The organism is Leucobacter chironomi DSM 19883, from assembly GCF_000421845.1.
GTDB classification, from domain to species: Bacteria; Actinomycetota; Actinomycetes; order Actinomycetales; family Microbacteriaceae; genus Leucobacter; species Leucobacter chironomi.
Genome location: NZ_ATXU01000001.1, coordinates 55,672 through 80,035, shown reverse-complemented (window position 1 = coordinate 80,035; position 24,364 = coordinate 55,672). Strand labels below are relative to the sequence as shown.

Here is a 24,364-nt window from a genome sequence, read left to right as displayed (position 1 = left end):
ATACTCCGAGTATAGAAAGCGTACTCGGAGTGCACAAGTGCGGTTCCGGCTTCTACACTGAGGGCATGCGATCCGCCACCACCGCGCCCCCCACGCTGCGCCAGCGACGGCAGCAGCGCACGCGGGAGGAGCTCGTCGACGCCGTGCTCGCCGTCATCGGCCAGGCCGGCCTCGCCGACACCACGATCGAGCGGGTCTCGGCCGAGTCCGGGGTGTCCCGGGGCACGGTCTACGCCTACTTCCCAGGCGGCCGCGACGAACTGCTGCGCGCCGCCTACGCCCACCTCGGGCACGGCCTCGTCGAGCGCACTCGCGCCGGCGTATCGGCCGCCAGCGACTGGCGCGGCCGCCTCGTCGCCCACGCCCGCGCCATGTTCGACCTCGCCGACGACCCTCGCATCGGCCACTTCTACAACGTCTCCGGCCCCACCCTCATCGTCGACGGCGCCGAGCGCGGCATCGGATCCGGCGCGAGCATCCTCATGATCCGCGAAACGCTCGAAGCCGCGCAGGCCGCGGGCGAAGTCGACGCGACCGTCGACGCCGACGCCGTCGCCGCCCTGCTCGTTGGTGCGCTGCGAGAAGCCGCGACCGGAGTCGCCGCGGGTCATCGCGACGCCGATCGCGCCTTCGCCGCCTTCGCCCGTCTCATCGACGGCCTCGCCGCGCGCTGACGCCGCGTCGCGGCGGCTCGGCTCGGCCTCTCGGCTGCTCGGCTCGGCCTCTCGGCCGCTCGGCTCGGCTCGGCCCCTCGGCCGCTCGGCTGCTCGGCCGCTTGGCCGCCCCGCCACCGTCGCGCCGTTGTCGTCCCGGCGCTTCCTCTGAGATCGGGGTCACTTTTGGTCGCGTGTCGTGCTGCGACACGGCCAAAAGTGACCCCGACTCGGGTGGTGGGCAGGATTGGTGGCGTTGGAGGGAGCTGGGCCAGGGCGAGCCATCGTTGAGTGGCGGATAACGCATGCTCAGACGGGGCAAGACGTGCGAAACTCGCCTTTCGGCGCCGGCGCCGGCGCCGGCGCGGCTTGCGCTACGGGCGGATCGCTAGAGCGCGGCCAGCAGGGCGTCGACCGCGGCGCGCGCGCGGGCGGTGCGGCCCTCATCGCGGTCGAAGTCGCCGATGAACACGTTGCCGAGCGCGGTGGAGAGCACTCCCTGCGCGGCGGCTTCGCGCGCGGCGGCCGCGGCGTGCGGTTTCGCCCGGGCGATGTAGGCGGCGAGGCGTTCACGGGTCGACGCGTACGATGCGGCGAGCACGTCGGCGATCTCGGGGGTGGTGCGCGCCAGCTCGACGAAGGCGAGCACGATCGCGTTCTCCGAGGTGGATGCGGCGAACTCGCCGCCGAAGAGGAAGTCGAGTGCGCCGTCGAGGTCGTCGACGGCGGCTGGCAGGATCGCGGGTTCGCCGTTCTCGTCGGCGTAGAAGGCGCGGGCCGCGTCGAGCAGCAGCCGGTCGCGGTTGCCGACGAAGTGCCGCACGTGCCCGCGCGACATGCCGGCGGTGTCGGCGATGCGGTCGAGCGTGGTCTTGCTGATGCCGTGCTCGGAGATGGTGCGCAGCGTGGCCTCGATGATCTGCTCGCGGCGTTCGTCGGCGACAGAGGGGCGGGCCATGCGCGCTCCTTTCGGTCTGGCGGATCGGTGTGATCGCTCGGTCTGATCGCTCGGTGTGATCGATCGGTGGCGCGGGGGTCGCGGGGGGTCGCGAGGGTCGAGGCGCCTCCCCGAAGAATAGCGGGATCTCGCGGCGAACAAAAATTGTCTAGTCGGACTTGACTAAATTGGTTTCCACCCTCTAGCTTGGGTCTCACCCGGTCGCGGGGTCCACCCGGCGAAGGGCGCCTCGCATCGAGGGGAGGCCGTGCTGCATCGTGCAGACGGGTTCCTCCCGTGCGCCGCGCAGCCCGCGTCGTCGCCCCGGCCGTCACCGAACCACGTCCCGAAGGAGCGACATGACGACGCAGTACCATCGCCTCGGCCCGGCACCCGTGAGCCCGCTCGCTCGCGAGGAGCGGGTGCGGATGCGCGACGGCGTGATCCTCGCCGCCGACGTCTACCTGCCGGCGGTCGCGGCAGAGCCGGCCGCGCATCCCGCCCCGCAGCGTGCAGCGGAGGACGGGGCCGAGACGGCGCGCGACGAGACCCCGGGCGACACGATCCTGATCCGCCTGCCCTACGACAAGAGCGGCGAGTACACCTTCATCCCGCTCATCGCCGAGTACTTCACCGCGCGCGGATACCGCGTCGTCGCACAGGACGTGCGGGGCAAGTTCCGCTCGGAGGGCGATGCGCTGCTCTTCGTCAACGAGGTGCGCGACGGGGCTGACACTCTCGACTGGGTCGTGCAGCAGCCGTGGTCGAACGGGCGCGTCGCCATGTGGGGCGACAGCTACTACGGCTACACGCAGTGGGCGGCTGCCGCGAGCGGCCATCCGGCGCTCAAAGCGATCGCACCCCGTGTCACGGGCACCCGGCTGGGTGAGCCCGTTCACCGCGACCCCGGCGACCGCACGCGCGCCGTCGAGATGGGCATCACGAACCTCTACCCGCTCACCCACTTCTTCGGCAACGACACCTACCTGTGGGAGCCCGACTGGTCGCGGCGCGACTTCGCGGCGCAGGCCGAGGCGTTCATGGCCGAACGTGGCCATCGCTCGATCTCGTACGACCAGTGGACGCCCCACCCGGTAACGCTGCCGCGCTTCCCGCTCGGCAGCCCTTTCGCCGGGCGTTCGGTGCCCGTGCTGCACACGATCGGCTGGTGGGACAACTGCGCCCCGCTCTCGTGGGCCGACGTGGCCGAGATCGCGCAGCACCCCCACTGGGATGCGCACCACTATCTGCGCATCGAGTCCATCGATCACGAGAACCATGCGCTGCTGGAATCGGCGGAGGATCGGGTGGAGGATCGCAGCGAGGCGCAGGTGCGCGCCATGCTGCCCGCCTATCTCGACCCGGCGCTGGAGTTCTTCGAGGTCTTCGTACGGGGAGCGGGCCGCCCGGGCGATGTGCCTCGCGTGCGCTGGAACCTCGCGGGCACCGACGAACTGCGCAGCGATGCCGCGTGGCCGCCTCCCGGAATGCGCGTCGAGACGAGGTTCGCGACCGCCGAGGGCGGGCTGGCGGTGCAGCGGCCGGCCTCGGCGCGGGCCGAGACCTGGGTGCACGATCCTGCGGATCCGGTGCCGTCGAGCGTGCCCGACGCCTTCTCGTACCTCCTGCACCTGCCCGACGAGGCGCCCATCGGCGCCCGCGGCGATGTGCTCGTGTTCGACGGGCCGGCGCAGCCGGCCGCGGTCGACCTCGCCGGCCCCGTCCGGGCGCGGGTGGGCCTGTGCTCGAGCGGCCCCGTCGCCGACTGCTTCGTGCGGCTGCTCGACGTGGCGCCCGACGGCTCCGCCCTCAGGATCGCGCGCGGGCAGCTGCAGCTGCGCGATGCGACGCGGCCCGGAGTGCTCGACATCGATCTCGGCCAGGTGGGCTACCGGCTGCGCGCCGGGCACCGGTTGCGGGTGCACGTGTCGAGCAGCGACTACCCGGAGTTTCTGCCGCAGCCGGGCACGGGGGGCGACCCGTGGACGGAGGGGGAGCGGATGCTCCCCAATACGCAGACCATCACGATCGGGGGCCCCGATGCCTTCGCCATCGACATCCCCGTGCTGGAAGGAGCACTCGCATGACCGCGGCTGAGACCCCCGCCCTGCCCGAGCCGAGGCTCGAGTACGTCTTCGAGATCCGGGCGACCATCGATCCCGATCTGCGGATCGGCCGCGGCGCGGACGAGGTGCTCACCTTCACCCCGGTCTCGGGCGGCAGCGTCGCCGGGCCGCGCTTGAACGGCGAGGTGCTCACGGGCGGCGGCGACTGGGCGGTCGAGCGCTCGGGCACAGCCCAGCTCGAGGCCCGCTATCTCATCCGCGCCGACGACGGCGCCGTGATCGACGTGCTCAACCGGGGGTACTTCCGCGCTACTGATGAGGTGATGGTGCGCATGGAGCGCGGCGAGCAGGTGCCTGAGGAGGAGCCCGGCCTGTACTTCCGCACGGCGCCGGTCTTCCAGACCGATGCGCCGGCGCATCGCTGGCTCGCCGAACACCAGTTCATCGGCCTCGCCCGCGATGGCGAGGGCGAGAACGGCGAGCCGCAGGTGTGCATCCGGGTCTTCGCGGTGCGATGATGCGCGGGAGCGGGAGTGGGATCGCGCTGCGGATCGGCGCTCACGCGTGCCCGGGCGGCGCTGGTTCAGCGCGCTTGGGGCAGGGCGCGCAGCGCCGAGAGCGTGATCTCGCGGGTGCGTGCGGGGTGCCAGTGGGCGGGATCCTCGGCGTTCGCGAAGTAGGAGCCGCGCAGCAGCAGATAGCCGAGCTCGGTCGCGAGGGCGGGGTCGGCGTAGCCCGCCTCGCGGGCGGCTTCGTGCAGCACGGCGCGGTACGACTCGGATTCCCGGCGCAGCGCGTCGCGCAGCGCGGGTTCGGTCTCGGCGTTCGCGACGATCTCGAGGATGAGGGCGCGCAGCACCGGCTCGACCTCGTCGGGTTCGGGCTCCCACGAGACGAGCGCCTCGAAGCGCTCGGCCGCCGAGAGCCCGTCGGCGGCGCCCTCGTACTCGGCCCGCCAGCGAGCGCTCGCCCGGTCGAGCACGTTGAGGATGAGCTCGGATCGCGAGGGGAGGTAGTTCGTGACGAGAGTGGTGGATCCGCCCAGTTCGCGGGCGACCGCGCGGATAGTGACGGCGTTCGCGCCGGAGGTGCGGGCGACGCGGATCGTGGCTTCGGCGATGGCTTGCAGTCGCGCTTCGCGGTCGATGTCCTTGGGCATATCGCGAGCCTAGCGAGCGATGAGACCAAAATGCAACATTGATGTACAACAGCGTTATATTATGATGACTGCGGAGCGGATCACCGACGATCCACCCCGAAGCGATTCCGAAAGGACGGAACCATGAAACGAAGCGGACTGGTCGCAGGACTGGCGCTCGGAACAGCGGCGCTCTTCGCCGTCACCGCCTGCGCGCCCCGTGAGGGCGGCGCCTCCCAGAACCGCGCATCGGTCGACGAAGCCCAGCTCGTCGCCTCGCTGCCCGCGGCCGAGAACCCCGTCGACGAGATCGTGTGGTCGGTCGTCGAAGGCGAACCGGCCACACTCGATCCCGGATCGTCCGCGACCGTGATCATCCCCAACCTGTGCGAGAACCTCATGCAGCTGCAGCCCGACTTCTCGATCGAGCCCGGCGTCGCGCAGAAGGCCGAGTGGGTCGACCCCGTCACGCTCAAGCTCACCCTGCGCGACGACGTCACCTTCTGGGACGGCACGCCCCTCACCGCCGACGACGTGGTCTACAGCCTGCAGCGCGGGCAGAACCCCGCCTCGCAGTGGTACGCCGCCTTCGTGCTCGTCTCCGGCATCGAGAAGACCGGCGACCTCGAGGTCACGATCCGCTTCAACGCCCCCGACTCCACCTTCCTCGACTCCCTCGCGGGCGGCGGCGGAGCCGTGATGAGCAAGGCCTACGGCGAACAGGCCGGACCCTCGCTCGGAACCTCCGAGGGCGGCCTCATGTGCACCGGCCCCTACCAGCTCGAATCCGGCGGCTGGAAGCCCGGCAGTGAGATCGTCACCACCGCCAACGAGAGCTACTGGGGCGGCGCCCCGCTCGTGCAGACGCTCAAGTACGTCTTCGTCACCGACGGCTCGACGCTCACCACCGCGCTCACCGAGGGCGAGATCGACGGCGCCTTCAACGTGCCCCCGGGCTCGCGCGGCGCCTTCGAAGGCGACGGCGCCGGCAGCCTGATCGTCGGCCCCTCGACCGCCTCCTTCAGCTTCGGCCCCGCCACGGCCGAGGGCCCCGCCGCAAGCCCCGCGATCCGCCAGGCCCTCAGCCTCGCCATCGATCGCGAGAAGTACATCGACACCGTGCTGAACGGGCTCGGCGAGGTGCAGAAGACCATCGTGCCCCCGTTCACCTTCAACCAGACCGAGGCCAGCGAGATCTACCAGGCCGGCTACGACGAGCTCGCAGCGCCCGAGGTCGACCTCGAAGGCGCGAAGCAGCTCATCGCCGACAGCGGCGAAGACGTGAGCGCCCCGCTCGTCGTCGCGATCCCGGCCGGCGCCAAGGAGTTCCAGCAGACCGCCGCGATCATCCAGAGCGCCGGCAAGAGCATCGGGCTCGACATCGAGATCAACGAGATGCAGCCCGCCGACTTCGGCGCCATGTTCTACGACCCGGGCGCCCGCGACGGCATCGACTTCGTCGCCACCCAGGGCTACATCGAGACGCCCACCGTGGGCGGCTACCCCTCGCTGTTCATGATGCCCGAGGACCGCGGCGGCGTGTTCAACTGGAGCCGGTACTCGAACGACGAGGTCACCGCGCACATGGAGGCCTCCCGCACCGCCGCCGACCCGCAGACGGCCGCAGAGGAGTTCGTCGCCGCGCAGCGCATCTTCGCCCCCGACCAGCTGCAGGTCACCCTCGCAGGCTCCTACCAGCTCACCTACCTCTCGGATGAGCTGACCGGCGCCACCACCTCGATCGCCATCTACAGCAGCCCCTGGGCGCTGCACCTCGGCGGCAAGTAGGCGCCCGCCCGGAGCGCGTCGAGGCGACACCCCGCGACGCGCTCCGGGTCGGCCACCGGCCCGCACGAACAGACCCACAAGGTAAGGAACACACACGGTGAACGGACTCGTGCTGCGCACGCTGCTCGGAAGGCTGGGCGGCCTGCTGCTGACCCTCTTCCTGTCGAGCGTCGTCATCTTCTCCGCCCTGCTGCTCACGCCCGGCGACCCCATCGCGGCGCTCGCGGGCGGGGCGAAGCCCACCCCCGAGCTCATCACGCAGATCCGCGCGGAATACCACCTCGACGACCCCATCTGGTCGCGCTACCTGCAGTGGCTGGGCGGCGTCTTCACGGGCGACTTCGGCCGATCCTTCGTCTACAAGACCGACGTGATCGACCTCGTCGCGCCGCGCTTCGGCGTCACCTTCCAACTGGTGCTGCTCACCGTCGCGATCATCCTCGTGTTCGGCGTCGGATCCGGCATCCTCGCCGCTACCCGCGGCCCCGCAGTGGATCGCGCCGTGGCCGTCGCCACCTCGCTCGGCATGGCCCTGCCCACCTTCGTCGTCGCGATCCTGCTGATCTGGATCTTCGCGAAGAGTCTCGGGTGGTTCCCCGTATTCGGCGAGGGATCGGGAGGATGGGACCGGGTGTGGCACCTGATCCTGCCGGCCGTCTCCCTCTCGGTCATGTTCATCGCCTACATCAGCCGCGTCACCCGCTCCTCGCTCGTGGCGCAGCTGCACTCCGAGCACGTCGAGACCGCGAAGGTGCGCGGCATCCCGCGCGGCCGCATCTTCCGGGTGCACGTGTTCCGCAACGCGTCGCCGCAGATCCTCGCGATCTCGGGCACGACCATCGCGGGCCTCTTCGCCGCCTCCGCCATCGCCGAGCAGGCCTTCGGCCTCGGCGGCATCGGCTCGCTGCTCACCGAAGCCGCCGCGCGCAAGGATCTGCCCGTCGTGCAGCTCGTGTCGCTGCTGCTCGTCGCCATCTTCGTCGTGCTGAACGCCGTCGCCGACCTGCTCAGCGCCCTCATCGACCCCGACACCATCACCGCAGGGAGGCAGGCATGAGCGTCGCACAGCTCGCATCCGGCCGCGCGCCGAAGGCCGCGATCCGCGCCGCCCAGAAGGACTGGATGTTCGTCACGGCCCTCGCCGTGTTCGGCGCCATCGCGCTCGCCGCGGCCATCGGCCCGTGGATCGCGCCCTACGACCCCACCGAGCTCTACGCCGGCGACGTCAACGGCGTCGTCTCGGCCGAGCACCCCTTCGGCACCGACGACGTGGGCCGCGACATCCTGTCGCGGGTGCTCTCCGGGGCCCGGGCCAGCGTGGTCGCCCCCGTCTTCGTGGTGATCCTCTCGACCGTCGCGGGCGCCTCGCTCGCGCTGCTCGCCGCCTGGTTCGGCGGTGCGCTGCGCGGCACCATCGCCCGCGTCGTCGATGTCATCTTCGCGATCCCGGGCCTCGTGCTCGCCGTGCTCGCCGTCGCCATGTTCGGGAAGGGGCTCGTCGCCCCCGTCATCGCGCTCTCGATCGCCTACATCCCCGTCGTCGCCCGCCTCACGCAGACCGCGGCGTCGCGCGAACTCGGCAAGCCCTACATCGCTGCGCTGCGGGTGCAGGGGGTGTCGAGCCTCGCGATCTGCTTCAAGCACCTCGTGCCGGCACTCGTGCCCGTGGTCGCCGCGCAGATGGCCGTCGGCTTCGGCTACGCCATGCTCGACCTGGCCGCGATCTCGTTCCTCGGCCTGGGCGAGCAGCCGCCCGCCGCCGACTGGGGATCCATGATCGCGAGCGGCCAGGCCGGCATCCTCGCGGGCGCCCCCGAGCAGTCGCTGTTCCCCGCGATCCTCGTCGTGCTGACCGTGCTGTCGGTGAGCATCATCGGGGCTCGCGTCACCACCTGGGCAGAGGAGAAGGAACGATGAGCACCTCCGAGAACACCGCCGCGCCCGTGCTCGAACTCGACGGGCTGTCGATCTCGATGCCGGGCCGTACCCTCGTGCACGACTGCACCCTCCACGTCGGTCCCGGCGAGGCCGTGGGCCTCGTCGGAGAGTCGGGATCCGGCAAGACGCTCTCGGTGCGCGCCGTCGCCGGGCTGCTGCCCGCCCACTTCGAGACCGGTGGCGCCATCCGCATCCTCGGCCGCGACACCGCCGAGCTGAGCGCGCGCGAGCTGCGGGAGCTGCGGGCCCGCCGCATCGGCATGATCTTCCAGACGCCGCGCGCCCACCTCAACCCGCTGCGCCCCATCGGCGACTTCATGACCGAAGCGCTCGTCACGGTCGCGGGCGCGAAACCCGACAGCGCCCGGGCGCGGGCCCTCGAACTGCTCGACGAGGTCGGGATCACCGATCCCGCGCGCCGTCTGCGGCAGTTCCCGGCCGAGCTGTCGGGCGGCCTGCTGCAGCGCGTGATGATCGCCGCGACCCTCGCGATGGACCCGGAGATCCTGCTCGCCGACGAGATCACGACGGCCCTCGACGTCACCACCCAGGAGGAGGTCATGGCCGTCATCGGGGAGCTGCGGAAGCACCGCGAGCTGTCGATGCTGTTCATCACGCACGATCTCGCGCTCGCCGCCGCGGTGACGGATCGCGTCGCCGTGATGCGGCAGGGCCGCACCATCGAGACGCTGCGGTCGGCGACCATGCGCCGCGACGCCCGCGAGGAGTACACGCGCGTACTCATGTCGGCGTCGCTGCCCGCGGATGACGGCGGATCCGGATCCGCCCGTCCGAGTTTCGGATCGCACCGATCTTTCGGAGCAGAGGCCGGGGACTCGTCCGAAGCATCGGCGTCGCCCGAAACATCGACGGGCGGGCGCCGCGACCCCGGCCCGGGGCCCGCGCCGATCCTCGCGGTATCCGGACTGCGCAAGACCTTCCGGGTGCGCAGCGCGACCGGAGCCGGGCACGACACCTTCGTGGCCGTCGACGACGTCGCCTTCGATCTCGCCCCCGGCGGTTCGCTCGGCATCGTGGGCGAGTCCGGATCGGGCAAATCGACCACCGCCCGCATCATCTGCGGCCTCGAACGCGCCGACGCCGGCACCGTGACCGTGGCCGGCGACGACTGGAGCGTCCCCGCGCGCGGCACCGCCGCCCGCCGCGCCCGCGCGAAGACCGTGCAGATGGTGTTCCAGGATCCGTACCAGTCGCTCGACCGGCGGCAGACCGTGCGCGAGTGCCTCACCGAGGCGATCCGCGTCCACCGCCCCCGCGAGACGCGCAGCGCCGTCGACACCCGCATCGACGAGCTGATGCGGCAGGTGCACCTCGACGGCGCCCTGCTCGAAGCCAGGCCGCGCGCCCTCTCCGGCGGGCAGCGCCAGCGCGTCGCCATCGCCCGGGCGCTCGCCGCCGATCCGCGCATCCTCGTGCTCGACGAAGCAGTCTCCGCGCTCGACGTCACCACCCAGGTCGAGATCCTCTCGCTGCTCGACGCGATCCGCCGCGACACCGGCGTGGCGCTGCTCATGATCACCCACGACCTCACCGTGATCCGCCGCCTCTGCGACCGCGTCGCCGTGATGCGGCAGGGCGCGGTCGAGGAGTACGGCACCGCCGACGAGATCCTCGACGCACCCCGCGCCGAGTACACCCGACTGCTGCTCGACTCCATCCCGCGCGAGGGATGGAAGCCGCGCCGACGCCGCCTCGGACGCACCTCGGCGATCCCCGTCGTCACCGCCGCACACACCATCCCCGACCTGGAGGACCTCGCATGACCCCCGCACTGGAACTCATCGAACCCGCCTTCGAGTACTGCTTCGAACTGCGCGTCGACGTCGCCGACGCCATCCCCCTCGGCGGCTCGGACGAGGGGGAGGGGCTGCACTTCGCCGGCATCACCGGCGGCGCGTTCGAGGGCCCCCGCCTGCGCGGACGCATCCTGCCCGGCGGCGGCGACTGGTGGCACGGCCGCGGCCTCGTCGTGCGGCTCGACGCGCGCTACGTGATCGAGGCCGAGCTGCCCGGCGGCGGGACGGCCGCGGTCGACGTGGTCAACCGCGGCACCTGGCGCACCGACCCCGACGGCTTCGCGCGCATGCTCGCCGGGGAGCACGTGGGCGAGCGCGAGCTCTACTACCGCACCGCCTTCGTGTTCCAGACCGAGCACCCCGAACTGCGATGGCTCGCCGAATCGCAGTTCGTGGGCTACGCGCGCCCCGAGCCCGGCCGCGTGGTGATCCGCGTGTTCCGGCTGGTGTAGCGCCGCCCGTCACGATCCCTCAGAAACGTCCCCAGAAAGCAGCCACCATGTCAGTACCCGCAGATCTCTGCATCGTCTCCGGCCGCGTGTTCGACGGCCGGCTGCGCACCGCGCACACCGCCGTCGCCGTGCGCGCGGATCGCATCATCGCGGTCGGCGACGACGCCGCCGTGCTCGGCCACCGCGGCCCCGGTACGCGCGTGATCGACGCCCGCGGCAGTGCGATCCTGCCCGGCTTCGTCGACGCCCACGCCCACGCCGTCTTCGCCGGCGTCGAACGGCTGAGCCTCGACCTCACCCCTGCGGGCTCCGTCGACGAGACGCTCGCACTCATCGCCCGGGCCGCCGCCGAGCTCGACCGCGCCGGCGCCGGCGACGCCTGGCTCGTCGGCGGCGGCTGGGCGCACGAACTGCTGCCGCACCCCACCCGCCAGATGCTCGACGCCATCGTGCCCGATCGGCCCGTGGCGCTCAGCGACGCCGGCCACCACACCCTCTGGGCGAACAGCCGCGCGCTCGAGATCGCCGGCATCGACCGCGATACGCCGCAGCCGGCCAACGGCCACGTCTACCACGACGAGCACGGCGACCCCACCGGCTACCTCAACGAGGGCGGCGTCGAACTGCTCGCCCCGTTCATCCCGGCCGCGACCGTCGCCGAGATGACCGACGGCCTGCTGGAGGCGCAGCGCTTCCTGTGGTCGCTCGGCGTGACCGGCTGGCACGAGGCGATCCTCGGCGAGTTCAACGGCAAGGCCGACTGCACCCCCGCCTACCTCGCCGCGGTCGCGGACGGCTCGCTGCGCAGCCGCGTCTCGGGTGCGCTGTGGATCCCGGCCGGCACGACCGTCGCAGACGTGCCCGCGCTCGTGGAGCGCTTCGAACGTCGCCGCGCCGAGAACGAAGCCGCCGGGCTGCCCTCATCGACGTGCAAGGCGATGGTCGACGGCGTGCCGCAGGGCGAGACCGCCGCGCTGCTCGACCCCTACTGCTCGCACCCGCACTCCGGCGAACTGCACATCGACGCCGAGACCATGCGCGAGCTCGCGATCCGGCTCGACGCACGAGGCTTCGCCCTGCACCTGCACGTCATGGGCGACCGCGGCACCCGCGTCGCACTCGATGCGATCGAAGCCGCCCGCCAGGCGAACGGCCCCGGCCAGCGCCACCACCTCGCCCACCTCTCGATGATCGCCCCCGATGACGCGCAGCGCTTCGGACCGCTCGGCGTCACCGCCAACATCCAGGGGCTCTGGGCCACCACCGACCCGTCCATGATCGCCGTCGTCGGCGAAGAACGGTCGGCCCGGTCGTATCCGTTCCGCGCCATCGTCGAGAGCGGCGCCGACATCGCGATGGGGTCCGACTGGCCCGTGTCGCTCGCCGACCCGTGGCAGGCGATCCACGTCGCCGTCAACCGCGCCCACCCCTTGGGCCCCGGCGCGGGGCTGCCGCCGCTCGACCCCTCGCAGGCCCTCACGCTCGCCGAGGCGCTGGCCGCCTACACGAGCGGCTCGGCCTCGCTCGTGCTCGGCGTCGCAGGCCGCGTGCGCGTGGGGGAGCGGGCTGATCTCGTGGTCGCCACCGAGGATCCCTTCGAGATCCCCGCCGACCAGCTCTTCCGCGTCGGCACGGCCGTCTCGGTCGTGGCCGGCGAAGTGGTGCACGAGCGGCCCGCCGCCTGATCCGCGCCGCACCCCGCGCGAACCACGCTGACTCCCAACCTCAACCGTTCAAGGAAGCACACCTCATGAAGATCGTCATCGTCGGCGCCGGCATCGGCGGCCTCATCACCGCCCTCAGCCTGGAGGCCGCCGGGTTCACCGACGTCACCGTCGCCGAGCGCACCACCGAGATCCGCGGGCTGGGGGTGGGCGTCAACCTGCTGCCGCACGCCGTGCGCGAGCTCACCGAGCTGGGCGTCGCCGATCGCATCGCCGCGCTCGGCGTCGAACCCGGCACCCTCAGCTACTGCAACCGCCAGGGCCAGCCGATCTGGAGCGAGCCGCGCGGCCGCGACGCCGGCTACGAATGGCCGCAGCTCTCCGTGCACCGCGGCCGCCTGCAGCTCGAACTACGCGACCTCGTCGAGGAGCGCCTGGGCGACGTCATCAGGCTCGGGCACCGGCTCGTCGAACTGCGCGACGGCGTCGACGGCGATCCGCACGCCCCCGGCGCGACCGCCGTCTTCGAGCTGCCCGACGGCAGCCGCAGCGAGCTCTCCGCAGACCTCGTGATCGCCGCCGACGGCATCCACTCGGCCGCCCGCAAGCTCTTCTACCCCGCCGAGGGCGAGCCCGTCTGGAGCGGTCTCACCCTGTGGCGCGGCACCGCCCTCGTAGAGCCGCTGCTCGACGGCCGCACCATGGTGATGGTCGGCGACGCCGAGCAGAAGTTCGTGGCGTACCCGCTGAGCGGCCCCCTCGAAGACGGTCGCCAGCGCCTGAACTTCATCGCCGAGCGCCGCGGCGAGGGCTCGCCCTCAGCAGACTGGAACCGGCAGGTGGAGCGCGGTCCCATCGCCGAGATCTTCGCGGGGTGGAGCACCGACTGGCTCGACATCCCCGCCGTCATCGCCGACGCCGAAGAACTGCTCGAGTACCCGATGGTCGACCGCGACGCCGTTCCGCAGTGGGTCTTCGGCCGGGTCGTGCTGCTCGGCGACGCCGCGCACGCGATGTACCCCAACGGGTCGAACGGCGGGTCGCAGGCCACCCTCGACGCCCGCACGCTCGCCTACCAGCTCGCGACCGCGCCCTCGATCGACGCGGCGCTCGCCGCCTACGAGGACGCACGGCGGCCGGCTACCGCGCGCCTGCTCGAACTCACCCGGCAGACGGGGCCCGAGCGAGTGATGCAGATCGCGCGCGAGCGGGCGCCCGAGGGCTTCGCCGACATCCACGACGTGATCCCGCGCGAGGAGCTGGAGTCGATCGCGGCCGAGTACAAGGTCGCCGCCGGATTCCACCCCGAGCAGCTCAACGCGCGCTCCTCGCTCACGGCGCGGGTGGCGGGGGCCGCGGGTGCGGCCGGGCCCTCCGCCGCGGCGGATCGCCTCGCCGCGGCGGATCGGCTCGCCGCGGGCGGTGCGGTGTGACGGCGGGAGACGGATCCGGATCCGTGCCGCGACCCGGATCCGGGTCCGTGGCGGCGCTCAGCCCCGTCTGCGAGATCATCGTCGAACTGGGCGAGCCGCGCGACTTCGGCGCGACGCGCGACGGCGAGCGGCGCTTCACCCCGATCCTCGGCGGCGAGCTGCGCGGGATCGCCGATGCCGAGGCGGGCGGCGCCGTGCGCGGCCTGCGCGCCGCGATCCTGCCGGGCGGGGGAGACCGGCAGCTGCTGCGCCGGCAGGCGGGCGCGGTCGGCGAGGCGGATCCGGAGACGGATCCGGCAGCTGTTCCGGGCGGCGGCCCCGCCGCCGCTCCCAGCGCGGGTCCCGCCGCCATTCCCAGCGCGGACCCCGCCGCCATTCCCACCGTCGAGATCGACGCGCGCTACGACGCCCTCACCGAGCAGGGCGTGCTGATCGGGATGCACGCCGTGGGGGTGCGGCGGGTCGCCCGCGACGGCGGCGTGTACTTCCGGGTGACGATCCGCTTCGAGACCTCAGAGCCGGCGCTCGCCGAACTCCAGAACGCGCTCTTCGTGGCTGACGGCGTGCGCGAGGCCGACCGGGTGCGTCACACCGTCTACCGCGTCGATTGACGCCGCCGCGCCCGCGCCTCGGTACCCCCCCCGGCGCCGCGCCCGCGCCTCGGGACCCCGGGCGCCGCGCCCGCGTCTCGGTACGCCCACGAGAATCGGGGTCACTTTTGGCCGTGTCGAGCGCTGCGACACGGCCAAAAGTGACCCCGATCGAGTTGGTTGAGCCAAGCTCGGCTTGGGGAAGGTCAGAGGCCGGGGCCGGGCCGGGCCGGGCCTGGCCAAGCCGGGGCGGGCCGGGCCAAGCCGGGCCGGGCCAAGCCGGGCCGAGCGGGGCCGGGCCAAGCCGGGGCCGGGCCAAGCGGGGCCGGGCCAAGCCGGGGCGGGCGGGACCGCGCGGCGGCCCCGCCTCCGGCGTCTACTCGGCGGGAAGGTCGAGCCCGTTGACGCGCTGGATCTCGCGCTGATACTCGGCGACCACGGTGCGGGAGACCCGGCAGTCGAGCAGGATCGTGCCCTGCGCCCCGGCCGCGGTCCAGGTGCGCAGCGCCTCCAGATCCTCGAGCCGCTCCACCCGCACTCCCTGGGCGCCGAGTGCGGTCGCGAGCGCAGCGAAGTCGACGTCGGGGATGAGCATCGGTTCCTGTCCGAGGCCCATCTCGCCGTAGAGGTGCACCTCGGCGCCGTACGCGCCGTCGTTCCAGACGACGATGACGCCGCTGGGGGAGGTGCGGATCGCGGTCTCGAGATCGGCGAGCGCCATCAGGCCGCCGCCGTCGCCCGTGCTGAGCACGGTGGTGGTGCCGGGGGCCGCTGCGGCGACGCCCGCGACCGTGGGGAAGCCGAGGCCGATGGTCTGGTAGGCGGTGCCGACCATGATGAGGCGCTCGGGCGAGGCGACGTGCCAGCGGGTGTTGGTCCAGCCGATGAAGTGCCCGCCGTCGGTGGTGACGTGGCGGTCGGCGGGCAGCAGCTCGTCGAGCTGCGCGGCGACGGTGCGGGGGTCGAGGCGGCCGTCGGCGCAGATGCCGTCGGGGTGGGCGAGCAGGCCGTTGTCGCGCACGCGCAGCGCACCGCCGGGCTCGAGGCCCGCGACGCTCTCGCGCCAGCCGCTCGGCAGACGCCCTGCTGCCTGCAGCGCGCCGTGCAGTGTGGCGAGCGTCGCGCGGGCGTCTCCCTGCAGCAGCAGGTGGGTGATGGGCCGGTTCGTCTTGGGCGGGGCGACCTGCTCGTCGTCGATGCGGATCACGGTGGTGCCGGCGCCGAAGAGGTCGCCGAATCGCATGGTGAACTGGTTGAGGCTCGCGCCGACCACGAGCACCACATCGGCGAGCTCGATGGTCTCCATCGCGGCCTGCTGGCCGAAGCCGCCGGTCACTCCGAGGTCGTAGCGGGCGTCGGGGAAGACGCTGCGCGCGAGCGCCGTGGTGCCCGTGAGTGCGCCGAGCGCTTCGGCGATTGCGCCCAGCTCGGCCGAGGCGCCTGCGAGGTGCGCGCCGCGCCCGGCGAGCACGACGGGTCGTTCGGCTTCGAGCAGCGCGAGCACGGCGGCCTCGAGCTGGTGGCCGGCGGGGCCGCCCAGGCGCTCGGTCTGCGGTGCGACGACGGGGGCCGGTGCGGGCGCTGCGACCTCGGCGACGGAGGCGCTGAGCGCGGCCAGCACGGCGGGGTCGTTGAGGTCGATGCCGGCGGATCCCGAGGCGCCCTGGCCCGCGCCTTCGACAGGCGGGGCGACGGCGGGCGCGTTGACGAGGTCGTAGGGGATGCCGAGCACGACGGGGCGTCGCACGCGCCGCGCGTAGGCGACGGCCCGATCCACCGTGCGATCGATGTTGGTGACCGAGAGCATGTGGGTGCGCACGCCGAGGGCGGCGGCGAGCATCTCCTGGTCGACGTCCCAGGGACGGGGGCCGGCGCTCGGCGCATCGCCCACGACGACCAGCATCGGGGTGCGGGCCTGCGCGGCCTCGGCGAGCGCGGTGAGCGTGTTGGTGAAGCCGGCGCCGTAGGTGGTGGTGGCGATCGCGAGCTTGCCGCTCACCCGGGTGTAGGCGTCGGCTGCGGCGACGGTGCCGGCTTCGTGCCGCACGGCGGTGTAGGGCACGCCGACTTGGGCGAGGTGCTCGATGAGGTGGGCGTTGCCGTTGCCCATGAGGCCGAAGCTCTGGTCGGCGTGGCGGGCCAGAGCCGATGCGAGGGCGCGGGTGAGCGAGGTGGTGGTGGAATCGGACATCACAGATCCTTGACAGATTCGAGGGAATTGGGAACCGTGTATGTCTCGTCGGGCGGCAACCGTGCCTCCGCGACAGCAGCGCCCCTTTTTCGAGCGCCTTAGCCGGCCGGGTCGGATGCGCCGACCGAGCTGGACGGACCTATTCTAGTGACAAAACCGGCGGCTCAGGCGTAACTCTGCGCGATCTCGCGCGCCGCGCCCTGCAGGGCCTCGACGACGTCGTCGAGCGTCTCGGGCAGCGAGAAGTGCACGACGGCCACGGCGGCGGGCGGTTCGCCGGGGATGCGCAGCGGCACGGCGACGCCCATCACGCCCTCGACGACCTCGTGGCGGCTCATCGCGTAGCCCTCACGCTTCGCGGTGAGCGCCGCCTCGCCGAACTCGGGGCTGCCGAGCAGGCGCTCGCGTTCGGCGGCGGAGAGGGAGGCCTCCATCGCGTGCCCGGGGGCGCCGCGTTCGACGGGGTGGCGCACGCCGGGGTTTCGCGCGATCGCGGTCGCGTTCGACGGTTCGACGGTGATCAGCGTGACCACCTCGTCGATGTCGAGCACGGTGAGGAACGCGGTCATACCGAGCCGGTAGGCGAGATCGGTGATCGCGGGGGTGGCGGCCGTGTGCAGGGCGGGGGCGACGCCGCGGGCGAGCGCGGTCAGCTTGGGGCCGAGGCGGATCCGCCCCGCTTCGTCGCGGGCGACGAAGCGGCGCTGCTCGAGGGTGCGGAGGATGCGGTAGGCGTTGGATCGGTGGATCCCCAGGCCCTCGGCGAGCTCGTTGATCGTGAGGGGAGCCTCCGCTTCGGCGAGCAGTTCGAGCGCCTGGAGTCCTCGTGAGAGCGTCTGCGATCCGGCGGTCGCCGACCCGCTCGCGGCGGAAGTGTTCATGAGGCATATTCTTCCGTAGGAATTGTTTCGCCGCGGTGTTGTGCGATCGCGTGCCGCAGTTTATTCTGAGTGTGCGATAATCAAACTTAATGTTCGAATAGTGAACATTGGGGCTCGGGCCCCGCTCAGTGAGGAGAAACAGTGCAGTTCCATCACCACGGATACGTCTCCACCGATCCGCGCGTCCAGCCCGCCGCCGGCGTCGGCCTCGACCGCCCGGCGGATCTCCCCTCCGAGATCGACGTGCTCATCGTCGGATCCGGCCCGGCCGGCATCACCGCAGCTGCCCAGCTCGCCCAGTTCCCGAACATCGTCACCCGCACCGTGGAGCGACGCGACGGCCGGCTCGTGCTCGGCCAGGCCGACGGCATCCAGGCGCGCAGCGTCGAGACCTTCCAGGCCTTCGGATTCGCCGAGGAGATCATCAAAGAGGCCTACCGCATCACCGAGACCGCGTTCTGGAACCCGGACCCGGAGAACCCGCAGAACATCGTGCGAACCGGCTTCACGCCCGACGACCCCCACGGCATCAGCGAGTTCCCGCACCTCATCGTGAACCAGGCCCGCGTCATCGACTACTTCGCCGAGTACGCGCGCCGCGCCCCGGCCCGCGGCGACGTCGACTACGGCTACGAGTTCGTCGACCTCGAAGTCGGTGAGGGGGAGTACCCCGTCGCCGTGACCCTGCGCCGGGTCTCGGGCCGCACCGGAGCGGGCATCAACGCCGCCGAAGACGCCGACGCGAGCACCGGTGCCGAGATCGTCGTGCACGCGAAGTACGTGATCGGCGCCGACGGCGCCCGGTCGAGCGTGCGCCGCTCGATCGGAGGCTCCCTCCGCGGCGGCGCCTCCATGCACGCCTGGGGCGTCATGGACGTGCTCCCGAGCACCGACTTCCCCGACATCCGCAAGAAGTGCATCATCAACTCCGAGGCCGGCTCCATCCTGCACATCCCGCGCGAGGGCAACCACCTCTGCCGCATCTACGTCGACCTCGGCGAGACCGACGAGCACGACGGCGGCAAGGTGCGCGAGACGCCCCTCGAGGACGTCATCGCGCAGGCGAACGCGATCCTGCACCCCTACACCCTCGAAGTGCGCGACGTGCCCTGGCACAGCGTCTACGAGGTGGCCCACCGCCTCACCGACCGCTTCGACGACGCCGCGACCTCGCCCGACGGCAAGCCCCGCGTGTTCCTGATGGGCGACGCCTGCCACACGCACAGCGCCAAGGCCGGCCAGGGCATGAACGTCTCGATGCAGGACGGCTGGAACCTGGGCTGGAAGCTCGGCTACGTGCTCGAGGGCCGCAGCCCCGAGTCGCTGCTGCGCACCTACTCGGACGAGCGCCAGGTCACCGCGAAGAACCTCATCGACTTCGACCTGGAGTGGTCGACGCTCATGGCGAAGAAGCCGGAGGAGTTCGACTCGCCGTCGCAGCTGCGCGACTTCTACGTGCAGACCGCCGAGTTCCCCGCCGGCTTCATGACCGAGTACGAGCCGTCGATGCTCACCTCCGAGAAGGATCACCAGGAGCTCGCCCCTGGCTTCCCGATCGGCAAGCGCTTCAAGTCGGTGATGACCACCCGCGTCGCCGACGCCGTCGACATCCACCTCGGCCACCACCACCGCTCCGACGGCCGATTCCGCGTCTACGCCTTCGCAGACGCCTCGGGATCCGCACTCGCGCGCTGGGCCGAGTGGCTGCGCACCGCCGAGCAGTCGCCGGTGACGCGCTTCACGCCCGAGGGGGCCGACATCGACGCGTACTTCGACGTGAAGGCGGTGCTGCAGCAGGAGCACCACGAGGTCGACATCATGGCCCTCGATGAGCTCTTCCGGCCGCTGTCCGGCCCGTTCCAGCTCGTCGACTACGAGAAGATCTACGCGGCGAAGCCCGGCGACGACATCTTCGAGCAGCGCGAGATCAGCCGCGACGGCGCGGTGGTCGTGGTGCGCCCCGACCAGTACGTGTCGGCGATCCTGCCGCTCGACGCGCCCGAGCAGCTCGGCGCCTACTTCGAGTCGATCTTCCTCGCGCGCTGAGCGCACCGCGACGCACCCGCTGAGCGCCCGCAGCGCCCGGCCGCAGGCCCCGGATCCCATCGCGGACCCGGGGCCTGCGTGCATTTTCCGCGCCCGCGCGCACCGCGGAGATGAGGAATCGCCCCTGACGGCCTAGGCTCGAGGGAGCACGGCGCCGTGACCCGGGCGCCGCCAGACGAAGGGGGATCGCGTGGTCTATCGAGTGCAGGGAGTGGTGGTGCGCGAGAAGTACGCGCCCGCCACCATCGAGACGGTGATCGTGCCCGATCCGGGGCCGGGCGAGGTGGTGGTCGACGTGCTCAGCTGCGGCGTCTGCCACACCGACTACCACTACCAGCAGGGCGGCATCGGCGACGAGTTCCCCTACCTGCTCGGCCACGAATCGACGGCGCGCGTCGCCGCGATCGGCGAGGGCGTCACCGAGGTCGCGATCGGCGACCGGGTGATCCTGAACTGGCGCGCCGTGTGCGGCCAGTGCCGCGCCTGCGCCAAGGGGCAGCCGCAGTACTGCTTCGCCACCCACAACGCGAAGCAGAAGATGACGCTCGAAGACGGGACGGAGCTGTCGGCCGCGCTCGGCATCGGCTCCTTCGCCGAGAAGACCCTTGTCGCCGCCGGCCAGTGCACGAAGATCGACGAGGAGTCCGACGCGGCCGCCGTCGGCCTGCTCGGCTGCGGCATCATGGCCGGTATCGGCGCCGCGATCAACACCGGCGAGGTGCGCCGCGGCGAGTCGGTCGCCGTGATCGGCTGCGGCGGCGTCGGAACCGCTGCGATCGCCGGCGCCCAGCTCGCCGGCGCGACCACCATCGTCGCCGTCGACATCGACGACGCGAAGCTCGAACAGGCGAAGCGCTTCGGCGCGACCCACACCGTCAACTCGCGCGATGAGGATGCCGTCGAGGCGATCCGCGCCCTCACCGGCGGCTTCGGCGCCGACGTGGTGATTGACGCCGTGGGCCGGCCCGAGACCTACCAGCAGGCGTTCTACGCCCGCGATCTCGCCGGGCGCGTGGTGCTCGTCGGCGTGCCCACCCCGGAGATGCGGCTCGACCTGCCCCTGCTCGACGTCTTCGGACGCGGCGGCTCGCTGAAGTCGTCGTGGTACGGCGACTGCCTGCCCAGCCGCGACTTCCAGATGCTCATCGACCAGTACCGGCTGGGCCGCCTCGACCTCGAGGGCTTCGTCACCGAGCGCATCGGCCTCGGCGACGTCGAGGCCGCCTTCGCGAAGATGAGCGGCGGCAACGTGCTGCGATCGGTGGTGGTGCTCTGATGGCCGCCCGCATCGAGAACCTGGTCACCAGCGGCACCTTCTCGCTCGACGGCGGCAGCTGGGACGTCGACAACAATGTGTGGATCGTGGGCGACGACGCCGAGGTGATCGTGATCGACCCCGCCCACGACGCCGACGCGGTCGCCGCGGCCGTGGGGGAGCGCGAGGTGCGCGCGATCCTGCTCACCCACGGGCACGACGACCACATCCGGGCCGCGCGCGAGACCGCCGCGAAGCTCGGCGCGCCGCTGCACCTGCACCCGGACGACCGCGTGCTGTGGGACGCCGTGTACGACGAGGCACCCGACGTCGAGATCACCGACGGCGATGTGTTCGAGGTGGCGGGCGTGCGCCTCACGGCCCTGCACACACCGGGGCACTCGCCGGGCTCGACGTGCTTCTCGGTTCCCGCCCTCGGCGCCGTGTTCACGGGGGACACCCTGTTCAACGGAGGGCCCGGCGCGACCGGCCGCTCCTACAGCGACTTCCCCACGATCATCGAGTCGATCCGGGACCGGCTCTTCACGCTGCCCGCCGAGACGGTCGTGCACACCGGTCACGGCGACACCACCGTCATCGGCGAGGAGGCGCCGCACCTCGACGAGTGGGTCGCGAGGGGGCATTGAGCCGAAGCACCGAGCGTTTCGACCGCGTCGTGATCGGCGGCGGGGCCATGGGCCTCGCCGCCGCCTGGCAGCTGGCGCAGCGCGGCATCCGGGTAGTGCTGCTCGAACGCTTCGAGCCCGGCCACGCGCGCGGCGCCTCCCACGGCGCCACGCGCAACATGAACAACGCCTACGCCGACGACCACTTCCTCGACCTCTACGACGAGGCCCTGCGTCTCTTCCGGGAACTCGAACGGCGCTCCGGGCGCGAGCTGCTCGTGCTCGACGGTCTCGTCACGCACGGTGCCGAGCAGCGGGTGCAGCGCAGCTACGAGGCCCTGCGCGCCCGCGGCGCGGCGGCCGAGATGGTGTCGGCCGCCACCGCCCGCGAGCGGTGGCCCGGGCTGCGCTTCGAGACCGACGCGCTCGTGAACCGCGAGGCGGGGCGCGTCTACGCGGCCGACGCACTGGAGGCGCTCGCCGGGCTCGCCCGGCAGCACGGCGCCGAGCTGCGCTACGGGCACCGGGTCGTGGGGATCGAGCCGGGTGCGGATCGCGTGACGGTGACCGCCGAAGGGCCGGACGGCCTGGTGCGGATCGACGCGGAGCGCGCCGTCGTCGCTGCGGGCGCGTGGACCGCGCCGCTGCTCGGCGAGCTCGTCGGGCTGCCGCCGCTCACCGTCACCGAAGAGCACCCTGCGCACTTCGCGATCCGCGCGGGCTACGAGTCGGCCGCCTGGCCGTCGTTCAACCACTTCCCGCCCGAGCTCGATGTGCGGGGCGGCAGCCGTGGCACCGTCTACGGCATGCTCACCCCCGGCGAAGGGGTGAAGGTCGGCCTGCACCTGACCGGAGAGGCCGTCGACCCGGACGCGCGCGACTTCCGCGCGACCGACGAGCTGCGCCGCGAGCTGCGAGCGCACGTCGCCGAGTGGTTTCCCGGCCTCGACCCCGACACGGCCGAGGAGATCAGCTGCACCTACACCTCGACGGAGAGCGAACGCTTCGTGCTCGACCAGAGCGGGCCGCTCACGATCGCCGCGGGTTTCTCCGGGCAGGGCTTCAAATTCGTGCCCGCCATCGGCCGCGTGCTCGCCGACGCCACCCTGGGCGAAGCGCTGCCGCCCGAGCCCTTCAGGCTCGGCTCCCACGCCTCACCCTCTGCCCCCAAGCCCTGAACCCCTGCCCCGGCCCTGAACCCTGCCCCCAAGCCCGGAAACGCCGCTCCCACTCTGACGCAGTTCAGGCAGTGGATCGCAGTTCAAACGGAGCTTTTTGCCGAGAAGCTACTGCCTGAACTGCGATCCACTGCCTGAACTGCGGCGTTCCCGGGCCCAGGCGCGGGGGAACACGCGAACGGCCCCGGGAACCGTAAGGTTCCCGGGACCGTCCGTTCAGACGCGAGGCCTGCGGTGAGACTTACTTCGCGGCGAAGCGGAAGAGCTTCTTGTTCGCGAACTCGAGCATGCCGACCTTGCCCAGCTCGCGGCCGTAGCCCGACTTCTTCACGCCGCCGAAGGGCACGTCGGCGCCCTCGAGGCCGGCAGCGCCGATGAAGACCATGCCCACGTCGAGCTGGTTGCCGACCTGCTCGGCGCGCTCGAGATCATCGCAGATCACGACGGAGCCGAGGCCGTAGGGCGAGGAGTTGGCGAGCTCGATCGCCTCTTCGTCGCTCGACACCTTGTAGAGCTGCGCGACGGGGCCGAAGAGCTCCTGGCTGTAGACGTCCATCGACGGGGTGATGCCGGTGAGCACCGTGGGCGTGAAGAGGTTGCCCTCGGGGGTGTTGTCGCCCACGAGCACCTCGGCGCCCTGGTCGATCGCGCCCTGCACCTGGCTGGCGAGGTTCTTGGTGGCCTGGGCCGAGGACAGCGGACCGAAGTCGTCGCCGTAGCTCTGGCCGCCGATCGCCGCGACGAACTTCTCCTTGAACTCTTCGAAGTGCTTGTCCATGACGACGATGCGCTTCGAGCCGTTGCAGGCCTGGCCGGTGTTCTCCATGCGGCCGCCCACGGCGTGCTCGACCGCGTGGTCGAGGTCGTCGGTGTCGAGCACGAGGAAGACGTCCGAGCCGCCCAGCTCAAGCACGCACTTCTTGAGCGCGCGGCCGGCCTGCTCGGCGACGATCGCGCCGGCACGCTCGGAACCGGTGAGCGAGACGCCCTGAATGCGGTCGTCGGCGATGATGTCGGCGAGCTGCTCGTGGGTGGCGAACACGTTGACGTAGGCACCCTCGGGGAAGCCGGCGTCGCGGAAGAGCTGCTCAAGCGCGAGTGCCGACTCGGGGCACTGCGCGGCGTGCTTGAGCACGATCGTGTTGCCGAGGATCAGGTTCGGCACCGCGAAGCGGGCGACCTGGTAGTAGGGGTAGTTCCACGGCATGATGCCGAGGATCACGCCGGTGCCCTGGTAGCGGAAGAAGGTCTTCAGACCGTCTTCGACCTCGAGCGGCTCGTCGGCCAGCCACTTCTCCGCATTGTCGGCGAAGGCGGCGGTGATCGCACCCGAGAACTCGGCCTCGCCCACCGACTGGTCGAGGGGCTTGCCCATCTCGCGGTTGATGATCGCGCCCAGCTCGTCCTTGCGCTCGTCGAAGAGCTCAGCGGCACGCTTCGCCAGTGCGGCGCGCTCGGCGACGGTGGTCTTGCGAGCCCACTCCTGGTAGGCCTTGTGAGCCGAAGCCAGGCTGGCCTCGATCTCTTCGGCCGTCGCGTCGGGGTACTCGGCGACGGTCTCGCCCGTGGCCGGATTGATTACGGCGAAGGTGCCCATAGATGACTCACTCCTTAGTGACTTCGTCGGGTGTCGGACACTGCCAAGTCTGGCACACCTCGGAGTCGAGCACTAGCGGAGGGGGCGCTCCTCTTCGCGTCGCCCAAGCCCGTA

General features: G+C 71.7%; 20 protein-coding genes. 15 read left to right on the top strand and 5 right to left on the bottom strand.

Features of this window, described 5'->3' with window-relative positions; all coding sequences use genetic code 11:
• Positions 1–65: 65 nt before the first annotated feature.
• Entirely contained in the window at positions 66–674 is a 609-nt protein-coding gene (locus tag H629_RS0100305; protein ID WP_024355360.1) for a TetR family transcriptional regulator, read from the top strand.
• A 367-nt stretch (positions 675–1,041) separates the two neighbouring features.
• On the opposite strand, the gene H629_RS0100300 is transcribed toward H629_RS0100305, so the two are convergent.
• Positions 1,042–1,611 (bottom strand): TetR/AcrR family transcriptional regulator, encoded by a 570-nt coding sequence (locus H629_RS0100300; RefSeq protein ID WP_024355359.1) that lies wholly within the window; start codon positions 1,609–1,611, stop codon positions 1,042–1,044.
• 338 nt (positions 1,612–1,949) lie between these two features.
• On the opposite strand from H629_RS0100300, the gene H629_RS0100295 reads away from it, so the two are divergent.
• Together H629_RS0100295 and H629_RS0100290 are read left to right on the top strand one after the other, a co-directional pair.
• On the top strand, positions 1,950–3,677 hold the full coding sequence (locus H629_RS0100295; protein ID WP_024355358.1) for a CocE/NonD family hydrolase: 1,728 nt from the start codon (positions 1,950–1,952) through the stop codon (positions 3,675–3,677).
• A complete protein-coding gene (locus H629_RS0100290) occupies positions 3,674–4,174 on the top strand; it encodes a DUF3237 domain-containing protein (RefSeq protein ID WP_024355357.1) in 501 nt (166 codons plus the stop codon). The genes H629_RS0100295 and H629_RS0100290 overlap by 4 nt, the downstream gene beginning before the upstream one ends.
• A 65-nt stretch (positions 4,175–4,239) precedes the next feature.
• On the opposite strand, the gene H629_RS0100285 is transcribed toward H629_RS0100290, so the two are convergent.
• Positions 4,240–4,815, bottom strand: coding sequence for a TetR/AcrR family transcriptional regulator (locus tag H629_RS0100285; RefSeq protein WP_024355356.1), 576 nt, complete (start codon positions 4,813–4,815; stop codon positions 4,240–4,242).
• A 123-nt stretch (positions 4,816–4,938) separates the two neighbouring features.
• On the opposite strand from H629_RS0100285, the gene H629_RS0100280 reads away from it, so the two are divergent.
• The 8 genes from H629_RS0100280 to H629_RS15330 all read left to right on the top strand — a co-directional run bounded on the left by H629_RS0100280 (position 4,939) and on the right by H629_RS15330 (position 14,497).
• Positions 4,939–6,582 carry an ABC transporter substrate-binding protein gene (locus H629_RS0100280; protein ID WP_024355355.1) on the top strand — a complete coding sequence of 548 codons (1,644 nt, stop codon included), beginning with the start codon at positions 4,939–4,941 and terminating at the stop codon, positions 6,580–6,582.
• Positions 6,583–6,679: 97 nt separating this feature from the next.
• Positions 6,680–7,639 (top strand): ABC transporter permease, encoded by a 960-nt coding sequence (locus H629_RS0100275; RefSeq protein WP_024355354.1) that lies wholly within the window; start codon positions 6,680–6,682, stop codon positions 7,637–7,639.
• Positions 7,636–8,499: an ABC transporter permease gene (locus H629_RS0100270; protein WP_024355353.1), complete on the top strand. Its 864-nt coding sequence runs from the start codon at positions 7,636–7,638 to the stop codon at positions 8,497–8,499. Before H629_RS0100275 ends, H629_RS0100270 begins: the two co-directional genes overlap by 4 nt.
• The gene (locus H629_RS0100265) at positions 8,496–10,304 is read left to right on the top strand and encodes an ABC transporter ATP-binding protein (protein ID WP_051137754.1); all 1,809 of its coding nucleotides are present in this window, start codon (positions 8,496–8,498) and stop codon (positions 10,302–10,304) included. Before H629_RS0100270 ends, H629_RS0100265 begins: the two co-directional genes overlap by 4 nt.
• Entirely contained in the window at positions 10,301–10,789 is a 489-nt protein-coding gene (locus H629_RS0100260) for a DUF3237 domain-containing protein (protein ID WP_024355351.1), read from the top strand. The genes H629_RS0100265 and H629_RS0100260 overlap by 4 nt, the downstream gene beginning before the upstream one ends.
• Positions 10,790–10,836: 47 nt before the next feature.
• On the top strand, positions 10,837–12,474 hold the full coding sequence (locus H629_RS0100255) for an amidohydrolase (RefSeq protein ID WP_024355350.1): 1,638 nt from the start codon (positions 10,837–10,839) through the stop codon (positions 12,472–12,474).
• Positions 12,475–12,539: 65 nt separating this feature from the next.
• Positions 12,540–13,886 (top strand): flavin-dependent oxidoreductase, encoded by a 1,347-nt coding sequence (locus H629_RS0100250; protein WP_024355349.1) that lies wholly within the window; start codon positions 12,540–12,542, stop codon positions 13,884–13,886.
• Between the two features lie 23 nt (positions 13,887–13,909).
• A complete protein-coding gene (locus H629_RS15330; RefSeq protein WP_161607953.1) occupies positions 13,910–14,497 on the top strand; it encodes a DUF3237 domain-containing protein in 588 nt (195 codons plus the stop codon).
• A 355-nt stretch (positions 14,498–14,852) separates the two neighbouring features.
• Here H629_RS15330 and H629_RS0100240 read toward each other — a convergent pair whose 3' ends face one another.
• Together H629_RS0100240 and H629_RS0100235 are read right to left on the bottom strand one after the other, a co-directional pair.
• Positions 14,853–16,667 (bottom strand): thiamine pyrophosphate-binding protein, encoded by a 1,815-nt coding sequence (locus tag H629_RS0100240; protein ID WP_024355347.1) that lies wholly within the window; start codon positions 16,665–16,667, stop codon positions 14,853–14,855.
• Between the two features lie 164 nt (positions 16,668–16,831).
• Complete coding sequence (locus H629_RS0100235; RefSeq protein WP_024355346.1) at positions 16,832–17,548, bottom strand: IclR family transcriptional regulator; 717 nt, start codon at positions 17,546–17,548, stop codon at positions 16,832–16,834.
• A gap of 141 nt (positions 17,549–17,689) precedes the next feature.
• Here H629_RS0100235 and H629_RS0100230 point away from each other — a divergent pair, with 141 nt between their 5' ends.
• The 4 genes from H629_RS0100230 (at position 17,690) to H629_RS0100215 (ending at position 22,653) form a co-directional block, all read left to right on the top strand.
• A complete protein-coding gene (locus H629_RS0100230; protein ID WP_024355345.1) occupies positions 17,690–19,594 on the top strand; it encodes an FAD-dependent monooxygenase in 1,905 nt (634 codons plus the stop codon).
• A 190-nt stretch (positions 19,595–19,784) separates the two neighbouring features.
• A complete protein-coding gene (locus H629_RS0100225; protein WP_024355344.1) occupies positions 19,785–20,870 on the top strand; it encodes an S-(hydroxymethyl)mycothiol dehydrogenase in 1,086 nt (361 codons plus the stop codon).
• Positions 20,870–21,496, top strand: a complete 627-nt coding sequence (locus H629_RS0100220; RefSeq protein WP_024355343.1) for an MBL fold metallo-hydrolase — start codon at positions 20,870–20,872, stop codon at positions 21,494–21,496. The genes H629_RS0100225 and H629_RS0100220 overlap by 1 nt, the downstream gene beginning before the upstream one ends.
• Positions 21,493–22,653 carry an FAD-dependent oxidoreductase gene (locus tag H629_RS0100215; protein WP_240470979.1) on the top strand — a complete coding sequence of 387 codons (1,161 nt, stop codon included), beginning with the start codon at positions 21,493–21,495 and terminating at the stop codon, positions 22,651–22,653. Before H629_RS0100220 ends, H629_RS0100215 begins: the two co-directional genes overlap by 4 nt.
• A gap of 241 nt (positions 22,654–22,894) precedes the next feature.
• On the opposite strand, the gene H629_RS0100210 is transcribed toward H629_RS0100215, so the two are convergent.
• Positions 22,895–24,250 carry an NAD-dependent succinate-semialdehyde dehydrogenase gene (locus tag H629_RS0100210; protein ID WP_024355341.1) on the bottom strand — a complete coding sequence of 452 codons (1,356 nt, stop codon included), beginning with the start codon at positions 24,248–24,250 and terminating at the stop codon, positions 22,895–22,897.
• Positions 24,251–24,364 lie beyond the last annotated feature (114 nt).